The sequence below is a fragment of the Synechococcus sp. H55.7 genome (genome assembly GCF_047462395.1).
Classification (GTDB): Bacteria; Cyanobacteriota; Cyanobacteriia; order Thermostichales; family Thermostichaceae; genus Thermostichus.
In genome coordinates this window covers 1-13,409 of sequence record NZ_JANSJD010000006.1, presented here as the reverse complement: position 1 = coordinate 13,409, position 13,409 = coordinate 1, and the positions used below count along the sequence as shown (strand labels likewise).

Genomic DNA, 13,409 nt, shown 5'->3' with positions numbered 1-13,409 from the left:
GGGGTGAGGGCTGGGGGTGAGGGCTGGGAGAGGGGTTGGGGGTGAGGGAGCGGATCTGTCACCGGGGAAGGTGCTCCAGCCGGAGGCGACAAATGCTAACGTCAAAATAGTGATCTTAAAGTTTTGCAACGGATCCCCTTGCCGTTACCCTAGCTTTTTCCTCCGCGATCTCGATGCTCAGAGCTGGAATTGTCGGCCTGCCCAATGTAGGCAAATCGACTCTGTTCAACGCCCTCTGCGAAAATGCCAAAGCCGAGGCGGCCAACTTTCCCTTTTGCACCATTGAGCCGAATGTGGGGCGGGTGGCGGTGCCGGATGAGCGCCTAGAGGTGCTGGCCAAGATCAGCGGCTCTGCCGAGATCGTCCCCAGCCAAATCGAGTTTGTGGATATTGCCGGGCTGGTGGCAGGGGCCAGCAAGGGAGAGGGGCTGGGCAACCAGTTTCTCTCCCACATTCGCCAGGTGGACGCCGTGGTGCATGTGGTGCGCTGCTTCCAGGACGAAAACATCGTGCATGTGGCCGGCTCGGTGGATCCTCTGCGGGATATCGGCGTCATCAACTTGGAGCTGGCCCTGGCGGATCTGGCCCAGATCGAGCGGCGCTTGGAACGGGTGCGCAAGCAGGCCAAATCCGACAAAGCTGCCCAAGCGGAGCTGCAGGCGCTGGAGAAGCTGCAGGCCGCTCTGGACGAGGGCAAACCGGCCCGGCTGGTGCCCCTCAGCCCGGAAGAAGAGCAGTTGATCAAAGGGCTGGGGCTGCTCACCCGCAAGAAGGTGATCTACGCTGCCAACGTGGCGGAAACGGATCTGGCCGGCGGCAATGCCTGGGTGGAGCAGGTGCGCCAGTTTGCCAAGGCGGAAGGGGCGGGCGTGGTGGTGGTCTCAGCCCAGGTGGAAGCAGAGCTGGTGGAGCTGCCCCCTGAGGAGCGACAGGCCTATCTGGATTCGTTGGGAGTGAAAGAAGGCGGGCTGAAATCCCTCATCCGGGCCACCTACGAGCTGCTGGGCCTGCGCACCTACTTCACCTCCGGCCCCAAGGAAACCCGCGCCTGGACGATCCCCGTCGGAGCCACAGCCCCCCAGGCAGCCGGCGTGATCCACTCCGATTTCGAGCGGGGCTTCATCCGGGCCGAGACGGTGGCCTATGCCGATCTGGTGGCGGCGGGATCCCTGAATGCCGCCAGAGAGAAGGGCCTGGTGCGCAGCGAGGGCAAAGACTACGTGGTGCAGGAAGGGGATGTGATGCACTTCCGCTTCAATGTCTAGGCTCATGTCCAGCTCCCCCTGCCTTTCTCTCAGGCAACCGGCTTTGCTCAGCACTGAGAATCTGCCCATACCCTGTAGGCCAAAAAACCTAGCCCCCTTCCGGCAAGGGATCCCAGCACAGCTCCGGTCTGGCCTGAGGAGGAGCTTTTTCCTGAGAGAACTGTTGACGCTGTAACGAAACATCACAATAATTGGACTAGATAAACAAATGTTTTAGGGATGTATTGATGGATCTGCTGCAATATAGCCCGATGGCCTGGGTTTACATGGCGATCTTTGCCTCTATCATTTGGTGCATCTGGGGTCGTTCGGAAGACGACATCATGTTCTAGAACGGGATGAGCTTCTCTGCCGGCTCAGGCCACCCCCCGCGCCTAAGCCGGTGGGAGATCTTCCCTGAGCTTGCTCCTAAAAGCTGGAGAGGCCAAAGCGCTTTATTGGATTTCAGGCAGGTGCAGAGCTTAGGCTGTAGTATCCTGAGCTACAGAAAAATGTCTCTGCTCCAGCAGCATAAGGCGACATGCTTGTTGCACGGGATCATGGTCTACTGCTTACACGTGTTACCGGCTTAACTTCTCGGCGTCCCCTGCCCAGGGCCGAACAGGTGGCCGAGGGCTACCGCCTCTCGTGGCGCGGGGTGGCGGTGATGGGGGTGCTGAATGTAACCCCTGACAGCTTCAGCGACGGCGGCCAGTGGGGATCCGTGGAAGCAGCCGTACAGGCAGCCAGGGCCATGGCGGCGGCGGGGGCCTTGATTGTGGATATCGGCGGCGAGTCCACCCGTCCGGGGGCGGAGCCGGTATCCGTGGAGGTGGAATGCGACCGGGTCTTGCCTGTGATCCGGGCCCTGGAAGGATCCGGGATCCCCATCAGCGTCGATACGCGCCGAACGGAGGTGGCGGCGGCGGCCCTGGCCGCGGGAGCGCACATCGTTAACGATGTCACCGGGCTGCGCGATCCGCAGATGATGCAGGTGTGCGCCGAGAAGGGGGTGCCGGCGGTGATCATGCACATGCGGGGAGAGCCGCGCACCATGCAGCAGCAGACCGACTACGACGACCTGGAGGGGGAGGTTTTTGGCTTTCTGCAGGCCCAGGCGGAGCGGGCTCTGGCGGCCGGTGTGCCCAGCGTGGTTTTGGATCCCGGCTTGGGTTTTGCCAAAACCGCCGAGCAGAATGTGGCCCTGCTCAAAGCCCTGCCACGGCTGGTTGCCTGCGGTTACCCCGTGTTGGTGGGGGCCTCCCGCAAAAGTTTTGTGGGCAAGCTGGCCGGCATCGCCGTGCCCAAAGAGCGGGATAGCGCCAGCGTGGCCGTGCATCTTTTTGCCGCCAGCCAGGGTGCTGCCTTGGTGCGAGTCCACAACGTCCCTGCTCATGTCTCCGCCCTGGCTGTTTGGGAAGGTCTCCACCGTGACCCAGGCTAGGTTGGTGCTGCAGGGTCTTGTCTTTCATGCCCGCCACGGCTACCGCCCTGAGGAAGCGGTTTTGGGCGGGCGCTTTGTGGTGGATGTGGAGATGCAGCTTTCCCTGGCCCCGATCCAGGATGACCTCTCTGGCACGGTGGACTACGCCCAAGTGTATGAGGTGGTGCGGCAAGAGGTGACCGAGCGGCGCTACCGCTTGATCGAGACCTTGGCAGACCAGATTGCCGAGCGGCTGTGGCGGAGCTATCCCCAACTGGAGGCCCTGACGGTGCGGGTGCACAAGCCCCAAGCTCCCCTGCCGGGGCTGTTTGGGGATGTCTACGTAGAGATCGACCGCTGGCGATCCGTCAGCAGATGAGAAGCCTCATGAATCCCGACCTGGCCTACATTGCCCTGGGCAGCAACCTGGGGGATCCGCTGCGGCAATTGCGCTCGGCTGGGCAGAAGTTGCTCAGGTTGGGCCAGGTGGTGGCTCGCTCCAGCCTCTACCGCAGCCCTGCCCAAGGGGGGCCAGCCGGCCAGCCCGACTACCTCAACGCCGTGGTGGCGTTGGATCCCTTTCCCCCTTACCAGTCCCCTCTGGAGTTGATTGGGGCGCTGCTGGCCATCGAGCAGGAGGCGGGGCGGGTGCGGCGCATCCGCTGGGAGGCCAGAACTCTGGATTTGGATCTGCTGGCCGTGGGCAACCGGATCCTAAATAGCCCCGAGCTGACGTTGCCCCACCCTCGCATGATGGAACGTGCCTTTGTCTTAGCTCCCTTGTGTGAGATCGCCCCCAACTGGCGTCACCCTGAGACGGGCGTCGGGGTCGAAGAGGCGCTGGTCAGTTTGGATCGATCCTGGCTGGAGCGCACGACCCTCGGCTGGGAGTAGAGAAGGGTTTGGTAAGCTGGTTACGGCTTTTGGCGAAAAGGATCCCATGGACGGCCTTCAACTCTGGCAGCACTACTGCAACTGGCTTTACTACCATCCCAGCCTGGAGATTTTCGTCGATATCAGCCGCATCCGCTTGACTCCTCCTCAGGTGGAAGCGCTGCGGCCTCGCTTTGCCCAGGCTTTTGCCGAGATGCAGGCTTTGGAAGCCGGGGCCATCGCCAACCCCGACGAAGGCCGCCAGGTGGGCCACTATTGGCTGCGGGCGCCGGAGCTGGCTCCCACCCCGGAGATCCGGCAGGCCATTCAGGATTGCATTGAGCAAGTGGAAACCTTTGCCCAACAGATCCATCGTGGAGCCATCCCGGCCAGCGGCGGGGGGCGTTTCACCGAGCTCCTCTGCATCGGCATCGGCGGCTCGGCTCTGGGGCCGCAATTTGTGGCCGAGGCCCTGGCTCCTCTGCACCCTCCTCTGAATATCCACTTCATCGACAATACGGATCCCGATGGGTTTGATCGGGTGCTGGGACGGCTGGCGGGCAAGCTGGGACAAACCCTGGTGATCACCACCTCCAAATCCGGCGGCACCCCAGAGCCGCGCAATGGCTTGGTGGAGGTGAAGCTGGCCTACCAAAAGGCCGGGATCCCTTTTTCTGACCATGCGGTGGCCATCACCGGGCCCGGCAGCCAATTGGAGCAACAGGCGCGGCAAGAGGGGTGGCTGGCGGTCTTCCCCATCTTCGACTGGGTGGGGGGACGCACCTCCGAAACTTCGGCGGTGGGCCTGTTGCCGGCAGCATTGCAGGGGATCGACATCCGGGCTTTGCTGGCCGGGGCCGCCACCATGGACGCAGCCACCCGCCTGCCCCACCTGGAGCGCAATCCTGCCGCCCTGCTGGCCATGGCTTGGTACATCGTCGGTCAGGGCCAAGGGCGCAAAGATATGGTGGTTTTGCCCTACAAGGATCGCCTGCTGCTGTTTAGCCGCTACTTACAACAGTTGGTGATGGAATCCCTGGGCAAATCCCATGATCTGAACGGCAACCGCGTGGAGCAGGGCATCGCCGTTTACGGCAACAAAGGCACCACCGATCAACACGCCTACGTGCAGCAGTTGCGGGATGGTTTGAACAACTTTTTTGTTACCTTCATCGAGGTGCTCCAGGATCGAGAGCCCGGGATCCCTTCCCCCTTCGTGGAGCCGCAGGTAACCAGCGGCGACTACCTGGACGGCCTGTTGCAGGGCACCCGCCAGGCCCTCTACGAAAACGGGCGCGACTCCATTACCGTGACGCTGCCACGGGTGGATGCCCGCTCAGTGGGGGCCTTGATCGCCCTCTACGAACGAGCCGTGGGCCTCTATGCTTCTCTCATCCGGATCAACGCCTACCATCAACCGGGGGTAGAGGCAGGCAAAAAAGCCGCCCGCGCCGTCTTGGAGCTGCAACGGCGGGTGCTGGAGACGGTACAGGCGCAGCAGGGATCCCTGACTTTGCCCCAGTTGGCAGAAAAACTAGGCTGCCCGGAGCGCATCGAAACCCTGTACTGGATTGTGCGGCACCTGCACGCCAACGGTCGCGGCGTGCTGTTGGTAGGGGATCCCGCCCGTCCCTCAGAGCTGACCATCCAGCCCCGGCCCGCCTGAGCCTGCTGTTTCGCAGATCGGGTGCAGAAGCTGGAGCCGGCCAATCTGTACCCCACCTTAAACCCTTCCCGGCCAGCCGGCCCATCTGCTTAGAATCGAGCAAGAGCCCGCTCCAGGAGGAGACCATGGATCAATCCACCGCCGTCCTGCCTTTGCAAACCCCGAAAGATGTCTCCATCGAGGATATTGAGCAGGAGCTGAACAAAATCTGGTCTTCTAAGGGAGAGAGCGTTGCCGCCCGCGCCGCCACCTTTACCCTAGTGGTCTATGAATCTCTGGACGACGCGCTGTTGCTGCCCTCCCCCACCGTCGAGGCCATTGCCACCCAGAACCCCTGTCGCGTCATCGACCTGCGAGCCAAACGGGCGGGATCCGCAGACGACACCATCGAGGCCCAGGTGGCCGCCTATTGTCCGGTAACTCGCGAGCAGCGCAGCTCGTTGGTCTGTTGCGAATACATCACCCTGAAGGCGCCGGAATCGGCCTTTGTGCGGGCCTGCAGCACCATCGCTTCCCTGCTGATCCCCAACTTGCCCACCTTTTTGTGGTGGCAAGGGGATCTGGACTTGAACAGCCTGCTGTTTCAAAAATTGGTGGCCCTCAGCAACCGGGTCATCGTCGATTCGCGCGGCTTTGTCAATCCAGAAGAAGATCTGCAGGAGATCCACCTCTTGGTCGGCGAGGGGCGCCACTGCGGGGATCTTAACTGGCGGCGGCTGCTGCCCTGGCAGGAACTCACCGCCCAAGCCTTTGACCCTCCCGACCGGCGGGAGTCCCTATACCTTGTGGATCGCGTGACCCTCGACTACAAAGCCGGCAATCCCTGCCAGGCGTTCCTTTTTTTGGGCTGGCTGGCTGGTCGCCTGGGGTGGACGCCCACAGAGCGGGTTCAGGCTCAAGAACACGATTACAAGATCGACCGCCTCTGCTTTCAAACCCAAACGGGCGGCCAGGTGATGGCGGAATTGGCCGCTGTGCCCTTGGCCTCGGAAATCAGCCAGCCGGGGGATCTCATCGGGCTGCGCCTCACCGCCAGCAATCAAGAAGCCAATGCCTGTACCGTGCTGTGTTCGGAAACCACAGGGTGTATGCGCATGGAAGCCATGGGGGGCGCTCAGAGATGTGTGATTCGCCAGGTGGCTCCCCTGGAGCAGGATTCCCTCGATACCCTGTTGGCCGCTGAGTTGCAGCGGCCCGGCCCCGACTACCTCTACGAAGAAACGCTGGGGGTGGTGGATCAGATGCTGAAGCTGGGCAAAAGCTGAGATCTGCTTCTGGTTCAAGGCAACTCCACCGATGTGGGCTTAGAAGCATGGGGCAGTCCCCACCCCAACTTCTCTCGCATGACGCGGAAAAACTCCGGTCGGCGTAGGCGCATCAGATCCGTCCAGTAAGGGGCACGCACCACTCGAATTTGGTCTTCCGGCAGGATGTAGCAGCCGGCATTCCCATCTACCACCAAAACCAGCGGCTGAGGAGTAACGGGGCTGATCCACACCTCCTCCGAATCGGGGAAGACCAAGGCCCGCGAGGCCATGGAATGGGGGCAAATCGGGATCAACTGCAAAACCGGCACCCCCGGCGTGATCACCGGCCCGCCCGCCGAGAGGGCATAGGCCGTCGAGCCGGTGGGGGTAGCCAAAATCACTCCGTCGGCAGCTACATCCAGGGGAGAGTGATCCCCAATGGTGATCTCGAAATGGCACATGCTGGTCAAAGGCTCCCGGTGCAGCACCATCTCGTTTAAGCTCAAGACCTCCCAGCGCAATTCCTGCCCTCGGTAGGCTTGCACCAGCAACATGCTGCGGCGATCCAGGGTGTACTCCCCGGCGATGGCGGCGCTGGCAGCCTCTTCTAGGTGAGAAAGGTAAGTCTCCGTCAAAAAGCCCAGGTGGCCTGTGTTCACCGCCAACAGGGGGATCCCTTTGGGGGCCAGTTGCCGCGCTGCTGCCAAGACGGTGCCATCTCCCCCCAGCACCACCGCAAATTTCATGGTCTCGTCAAATCCAGCCGGGGCCAGGCTATCCACTTTGGTCAGGCAGATGGGGCTATCGGGCTTGGCGTAGCCGAGGATGCCGCCCCAGTTGGGGGCCACACAGACTTCCCAGCCTTGTTCCTGAAACCAGCGGGAGAGGGCCTCGCTGCTGCGTTTGGCGGCGGGCTTGGCATCGTTGTAGAGGATCCCGGCTTTGGGCTTGGTCATGGGCGGTGGCAAGGCAGAGGTGCCAAAACTCTATCAGTTCTGTAGGCTCTTCTGCCGGCCAGATCGCCGACAAAGCGCTGCTCTATATTACAGGTAGGGAATTAGGGTTGAGGGGGGGTATGCAGGCGGTGATCTTGGCGGGCGGGAAAGGCACTCGCTTACGGCCTTTTACCTTTGTGCAACCCAAGCCTTTGCTGCCCCTTTTGGAGGTGCCTTTCTTGGAATGGCTGCTGGGGCGCTGCCGACGAGCCGGCCTGACGGACATTTTGCTCAGCGTGGGGTATTTGGGCCAACAAATTGAGGCTGCTTTGGGAGATGGCGCTGCTTGGGGGGTGAAGCTCCGCTACCTTGCCGAAGAGACGCCTTTGGATACAGCAGGAGCCCTGGTGCTGGCCCAGCCCTATTTCAGCGGGGATCCCTTGGTGGTCTTCAATGCCGATATCCTCACGGATCTGGATTTGCAGGCGCTCATGCAATGCCACCTGCAGAGCCAGGCCGTTGCCACCCTCACCCTCACCCGCGTGGAGGACATCACCGCCTATGGCCTGGTGGAAGTGGGGGAAGGGGGCCAGATCCAGTCTTTTCGGGAAAAGCCCACCCCTGCCGAAGCCCTCACCCTCACCACCAACACGATCAACGCCGGCACCTATGTCCTCGATCCGGCCATTTTCAAAGACTACCCCAGCGGGGATCCCCTCAGCTTCGAGCGGCGCGTCTTTCCTGATTTGCTCCGGCGAGGGCAACGAATGCAAGCCTACCTTCATGCAGGCTACTGGCGGGATCTGGGCACGCCGGCCAGCTACTACCACGGCCAACTGGACATTCTCTTGGGCCGGATGACGGATTTTCCCCTGAAGGATGTGGAAGAACAAGCGCCGGGGATATGGGTGCACAAAACGGCTGAGATCCATCCCAACGCCCAACTGCACGCCCCCTGCTACATCGGCGCCCACACCTGTCTGGGATCCCAAGCTCAAGTCCCCGCCGGCACCATCCTCGGCAGCCACAGTTGGGTGAATGGATCCCTGCAGCCGGGAGCCTATGGGTCAAGGGTCTTGGTAGTGTAGGTTAAGTGCCAGTTAAGTCCACAACCATCCACAAAAAAGCCATCCAAAGATGGAGCTACCGCAAACCGGGGAACGCTGGGATCCCTACCTGGCTTCTGTAGCCGCTCGCTTCAACCGAGAGCTGGAAATGCAACTGGGTCGGCCAGGCTGGCAACTTCCCCCAGATCTGGAGCAACTGCCCTTTTGGCAAGCCCAGCAGCGAGATCATCTGCAAGAGCGCCTCGGGATCCCCTTTTGGCAGTTGCGTGCCCCCAAAAAACGGGAAGCCTGCCTGGATTTGGGCTGTGGGGTGAGCTTCCTGACTTATCCCTGGAACGATTGGCAAGCCCACTTTTACGGCCATGAGCTGAGTGGCGAGATCGTACGCTTTATTCGCTCGCGAGCACCTCAGCTCAACTCCAAGCTATTCAAGTCGATGCAACAGGGATCCGCCCACCATCTGGAAAACTACGAGCCGGAGCAGTTTGATCTGGCCATCGCCACCGGATTTTTGTACTACTACCCGATTGAGTACTTCGACGCGGTTTGGGCAGAGTTGCTGCGGGTGTTGCGACCGGCTGCGCCGGTGATCATCGAAGTGGTCAATCCTGACTCGGTGTGGGCAGAACAATGGGGTCTCATCGAGCTATTCAAAGGCACCGAACCGATTTTCACTCCCCTAACAGAGTGGGAGCGACGCATCGCAGACTTAGGGGGCAAAATTCAGAAACAGGCCGGTGGCGAACTGTTTACCACCTATTGGATTCAGCGCAAACCTTGACATGCTCATGAGCGGGAAAGTAGCCGAGCATTTGCAAGATATTGAGATAACTTTTATAGTCGTTTCAAATATCAATTATCAATGAAACAGTTTGCGGCGTCGTTATTGCTCTGCAACGCTGTCACGAACGCGCCAGCGGCGCGGAGCGCTATCCTGAATCTGGCCCAGCCCCCCGGTTTACTATTCCCTCAGGAGAAGGGTGGGGAGTGGACAAAAAACCTGGCCCCAGACACAGCCAAAGCATCCTATACTGTTGCGGCTGTCCCAACAACGAGGAACCTGCCGCTTATGTCTGAGCTTCTCCCCTTGCCTTCGCTCCACAACCAGGTGGCGGTGGTCACCGGAGCCAGCCGGGGCATTGGCCGGGCCGTTGCCCTGCACTTGGGGGCGATTGGCGCCAAGGTGGTCGTCAACTACGCCCGCTCCGCCGCCGAGGCCGAGTCGCTGGTGCAGGAGATCGCCGCCCTGGGGGGAGAAGGGATGGCCGTGGCCGCCGATGTCTCCCAGCCGGCAGAAGTGGAGCAGCTCTTCGAGCAGGTGATGGAGCGCTGGGGGCGGGTGAACGTGCTGGTGAACAACGCCGGCATGGCCCGCGACACCCTGCTGCTGCGCATGAAGCCGGAAGATTGGCAGGCGGTGCTGGATCTCAATCTCACCGGCGTCTTTCTCTGCCTGAAGGCAGCCGCCAAGATCATGGTCAAGCAGCGGCAGGGGCGGATCATCAATATCACCTCGGTGGTGGGCCTGGTGGGCAACGCCGGCCAGGCCAACTACAGCGCCGCCAAAGCAGGGGTGATTGGTCTGACCAAGACAGCAGCCCGCGAGCTGGCCAGCCGCAACATCACCGTCAACGCCGTTGCCCCCGGCTTTATCACCACCCAGATGACCGAGAAGTTGGATCCCGGCCCTATCCTGGCGCAGATCCCCCTGGGGCGACTGGGATCCCCAGCGGAAGTGGCGGGGCTGGTGCGCTTTTTGGCGGCCGACCCGGCGGCAGCCTACATCACCGGGCAGGTTTTCGCCATCGACGGTGGCATGGTGATGAGCTGATCCTTCTACCAGGCCAGGGCCAACCCATCGGCACGGGGTTCGGAAGCCCCGATTAAGTGATCCCCATCGCGAAAGATGATCTGTCCCCGGCCAAAAAGGCCGTAGTCCTCTTCTGCAGCTACCACCTGCACCGCGTGGCCCCGCGCAGCAAGCTCTCCCACCACCTGAGGGGGGGCCGTGCTCTCCAGCGCCACCTGCGGGATCCCTTGGTCGAGAAGCACTCGCCAGCGGGGCGCATCCAGAGCCGCTTGGGGGTTCAGGCCGTAATCCACCAGATTCACCACCACCTGCACATGGCCTTGGGGCTGCATCGTCCCTCCCATGACACCGAAAGGGCCGAGGGGGATCCCATCTTTGGAAAGAAAGGCGGGGATAATCGTGTGGTAGGGGCGCTTGCGCGGGCCCACCTGGTTGGGATGACCGGGTTCCAAGGTAAATCCGGTGCCGCGATTGTGGAGGGCAATCCCTGTCCCTGGAACCAGCAGGCCGCTGCCGAAGCCGTCGAAGTTGGATTGGATCAAAGACACCATCAGGTCGCCATCAGCTGTGGCCAAGTAAACCGTTCCCCCCTGAGGTAGCCCTGGCTGAGCCAAGGGGATTGCCCTAGAACCGATCAACAGCCGCCGTTGCTGGGCATAACGTTTATCCAGCATTTGGGCGGGACTCACCCGCAGATAGTCGGGATCCGCTACCTGTCGGCTCACATCGGCAAAAGCCAGCTTCATCGCCTCAATCTGCAGGTGATAGCGCTCGCCGGCCTCGTAGGGGATCCGACCCAGCTCAAAACCCTCCAAAAGGTTGAGGGCCATCAGGGCGGCAATGCCCTGGCCATTGGGGGGGATCTCCCAGACGGTGTAGCCGCGGTAATCGGTATGGATGGGTTCTACCCAGTCGGCCCGATGTTCTGCCAAGTCGGCGCGGGACAGGAGACCGCCGGTGGCATCCGAAAAAGCCAGCAGATTCTCCGCCAGCTCCCCCCGGTAAAAACTCTCGCCGCCACTATGGGCAATCTCCGCCAGGGTTTGTGCATGCAGAGGGCTGCTCCAGCGCTCCCCCGCCCGTGGAGCACGCCCCTGGGGGAAAAAAACGGCTTTGAAGGCCTCGTGGCGGGGATCTGGCAGCGGCAAATAGGTGGCCTCCGCCGCCTGCCACAGTTGGGCAATCCGGGGAGAAACCGGAAACCCCTCGCAGGCCAAGCGAAGGGCGGGCCCAAACAGGCGCTCGAAGGGCAGCCGTCCCCAGCGCCGGTGCAAGGCTTGCCAAGCCGAAACAGCCCCCGGCACCGTTACTGCCAACCAATCGTAAGCGGGAATCTGGCCGACACAGCGCTCCGGCGTCAGGGCAGCTGGGCTGCGACCGGAAGCATTCAAGCCGTACAGCCGGCCCTTCTCCCCTCCCTCCCACACCAGCGCAAAAGCATCGCCACCAATGCCATTGGAAGTCGGCTCCACCACCGTCAAAGCCACCGCCATCGCCACGGCTGCATCCACGGCATTGCCGCCGGCCCAGAACATCTCCATACCCGCCATTGCTGCCAGCGGTTGGCTGGTGGCCACGGCTCCCCGTTTGCCCATCACCACCCGTCGCCGCGAGGCAAATGGATAGCGATCCAGGGCCTGCCGTAAAAAAACCGGTGCTGGAGAGAGAGGCTCCTGCATGGGTCTGTGCTCCCTATACAGGCAAGCTCAGAAGTGCTGCCAACTCGGCAAAGCTGTTCACCACCGCATCGGCCCCCGCCCGGCGCAGTTCCTCGGCAGTGAAAGCAGTGGTGAGGCCAACTGCCAAGCAGCCGGCCCCCTTGGCGGCGCGGATCCCGTGGGTGGAGTCTTCGACCACCAAACACCGGCTGGGATCCAAGCCCACCTTGGCAGCCGTTTTCAAATAGGGCTCGGGGTCGGGCTTGGCCCGCCGAATATCTTCGGCAGTAATCACGGCGTCGAACCAGCGGTGCAGGTTAAAGCGCTGGAAAATCTGCTCTTGATCCCGACGGGTGGCCGAGGTGGTGAGGGCGAGGGCCGAGAAGCGGCGGCGGCTAGCCGCCAAAAACTCCAGCACCCCTGGCACCAGCGGCACCTCTCCCAGTAGTTCTCCAAAAGCCTTGGCCTTTTCCTCGATCAAACGCTGCACCAGCAGGGATCGTTCCGCAGGCGGGGTGTCCGTCAGGTGTTCTACGAGATACTCGAACATGTCCTGGTCGGTGCGCCCCTTAAACTGCAGGGAGATGGGAGCTAGATCCAGAGAGATCTGACAGCGCTGCAGGGCGATGACTCCGGCGCGGGCGTGGATCGGCTCCGAATCCACGATTACCCCGTCCATATCCAAAAGCAGGCCGGCAGTTGCGTCAGCGGCGCAGTTCCCGTGCGTGCCAGCGTTGCCCAGCAATAGAACTTTGGGTTGCATAAGCAGTCCAATGGCATGAGTCCCCTGCCTCCGTAGGCTGGAGAGATGAAGCAAGGGATGCTCCAGTTGCAGCCATCACTTCACCGCCTGAAACTGTCTCACATCCTCACCGTAGTCTGCAAACTCAGCATCACCCCACACAGGAGCCAAGAGAAATTCCCGCCGCACCTTGGCAAGCGGAGGAACGCCTGAGGCGACCTGGAACAGCCAAGCGCAGCCGCAGAAGCAGGAGCAAGAATCTCTTGTTTGGGTGGGGGCGTGTCAAGTTGACAAGCTCGTCCCTCCTTCTCTAGGATTAGGATCGCTGCATTTATGAGCGCCCCCATCGTCTAGAGGCCTAGGACACATCCCTTTCACGGATGCGACAGGGGTTCGAATCCCCTTGGGGGTATGGCGCAATGGCCGGCGGAGAAAATGAACCCTACAACAACTCCAGGCAGCCCAGGAGCCGAGGGAAGTTCTCGGCCTCCTGTTGCAACTTGAGCTGAGGCCAGACCCGGTTGTCCAATCGCTTGGGACTTGGGGGCGAGAGACTTACGGCTTGTTTTTCAGCTAGAAACCACAGGAGCCCCGCCCTGTACCCGTAGGGTCAGGGTCGGGAGGAATGCGGACGACGTATAGTTGTAGCATGACCCAAGTTTTGACCATCTCCTGCAAGCTCAAGGTGTCTGCTTCGCAAGCCGTGAAGCTAGAGGCAACCTTGTCGGCTTTTGCACAAGCACT

The 13,409-nt window shown here is 61.6% G+C and carries 12 protein-coding genes and 1 tRNA gene; 10 read left to right on the top strand and 3 right to left on the bottom strand.

The window, feature by feature from the left end; genetic code table 11:
• The first annotated feature begins 173 nt into the window (after positions 1–173).
• The 6 genes from ychF (at position 174) to NW851_RS04120 (ending at position 6,471) form a co-directional block, all read left to right on the top strand.
• A complete protein-coding gene (ychF, locus tag NW851_RS04145) occupies positions 174–1,265 on the top strand; it encodes a redox-regulated ATPase YchF (protein WP_414334824.1) in 1,092 nt (363 codons plus the stop codon).
• Between the two features lie 520 nt (positions 1,266–1,785).
• The gene (gene folP, locus NW851_RS04140; protein ID WP_414334823.1) at positions 1,786–2,688 is read left to right on the top strand and encodes a dihydropteroate synthase; all 903 of its coding nucleotides are present in this window, start codon (positions 1,786–1,788) and stop codon (positions 2,686–2,688) included.
• Positions 2,675–3,046, top strand: coding sequence for a dihydroneopterin aldolase (folB, locus tag NW851_RS04135; protein WP_414337126.1), 372 nt, complete (start codon positions 2,675–2,677; stop codon positions 3,044–3,046). The genes folP and folB overlap by 14 nt, the downstream gene beginning before the upstream one ends.
• Positions 3,043–3,561, top strand: coding sequence for a 2-amino-4-hydroxy-6-hydroxymethyldihydropteridine diphosphokinase (gene folK / locus NW851_RS04130; RefSeq protein WP_414337125.1), 519 nt, complete (start codon positions 3,043–3,045; stop codon positions 3,559–3,561). Before folB ends, folK begins: the two co-directional genes overlap by 4 nt.
• 46 nt (positions 3,562–3,607) lie before the next feature.
• On the top strand, positions 3,608–5,206 hold the full coding sequence (locus tag NW851_RS04125; RefSeq protein WP_414334820.1) for a glucose-6-phosphate isomerase: 1,599 nt from the start codon (positions 3,608–3,610) through the stop codon (positions 5,204–5,206).
• A gap of 125 nt (positions 5,207–5,331) precedes the next feature.
• On the top strand, positions 5,332–6,471 hold the full coding sequence (locus tag NW851_RS04120) for a glucose-6-phosphate dehydrogenase assembly protein OpcA (RefSeq protein WP_414334819.1): 1,140 nt from the start codon (positions 5,332–5,334) through the stop codon (positions 6,469–6,471).
• Positions 6,472–6,485: 14 nt separating this feature from the next.
• Here NW851_RS04120 and NW851_RS04115 read toward each other — a convergent pair whose 3' ends face one another.
• Positions 6,486–7,409 carry an NAD(+) kinase gene (locus NW851_RS04115; RefSeq protein ID WP_414334818.1) on the bottom strand — a complete coding sequence of 308 codons (924 nt, stop codon included), beginning with the start codon at positions 7,407–7,409 and terminating at the stop codon, positions 6,486–6,488.
• A gap of 119 nt (positions 7,410–7,528) precedes the next feature.
• Here NW851_RS04115 and NW851_RS04110 point away from each other — a divergent pair, with 119 nt between their 5' ends.
• The 3 genes from NW851_RS04110 (at position 7,529) to fabG (ending at position 10,286) form a co-directional block, all read left to right on the top strand.
• Positions 7,529–8,476 carry a sugar phosphate nucleotidyltransferase gene (locus NW851_RS04110; protein ID WP_414334817.1) on the top strand — a complete coding sequence of 316 codons (948 nt, stop codon included), beginning with the start codon at positions 7,529–7,531 and terminating at the stop codon, positions 8,474–8,476.
• A 49-nt stretch (positions 8,477–8,525) separates the two neighbouring features.
• Positions 8,526–9,236, top strand: a complete 711-nt coding sequence (locus NW851_RS04105; protein WP_414334816.1) for a class I SAM-dependent methyltransferase — start codon at positions 8,526–8,528, stop codon at positions 9,234–9,236.
• A gap of 306 nt (positions 9,237–9,542) precedes the next feature.
• The gene (gene fabG / locus NW851_RS04100; protein ID WP_414334828.1) at positions 9,543–10,286 is read left to right on the top strand and encodes a 3-oxoacyl-[acyl-carrier-protein] reductase; all 744 of its coding nucleotides are present in this window, start codon (positions 9,543–9,545) and stop codon (positions 10,284–10,286) included.
• 5 nt (positions 10,287–10,291) lie between these two features.
• Here the strand turns inward: fabG and NW851_RS04095 are convergent, their stop codons facing one another.
• The gene (locus tag NW851_RS04095; protein WP_414337124.1) at positions 10,292–11,944 is read right to left on the bottom strand and encodes a gamma-glutamyltransferase family protein; all 1,653 of its coding nucleotides are present in this window, start codon (positions 11,942–11,944) and stop codon (positions 10,292–10,294) included.
• Between the two features lie 13 nt (positions 11,945–11,957).
• Positions 11,958–12,686 (bottom strand): HAD family hydrolase, encoded by a 729-nt coding sequence (locus tag NW851_RS04090; protein ID WP_414337123.1) that lies wholly within the window; start codon positions 12,684–12,686, stop codon positions 11,958–11,960.
• Between the two features lie 318 nt (positions 12,687–13,004).
• Between NW851_RS04090 and NW851_RS04085 the strand changes: the two genes are divergently transcribed.
• Positions 13,005–13,077 (top strand) — tRNA-Glu (locus NW851_RS04085).
• Positions 13,078–13,409 lie beyond the last annotated feature (332 nt).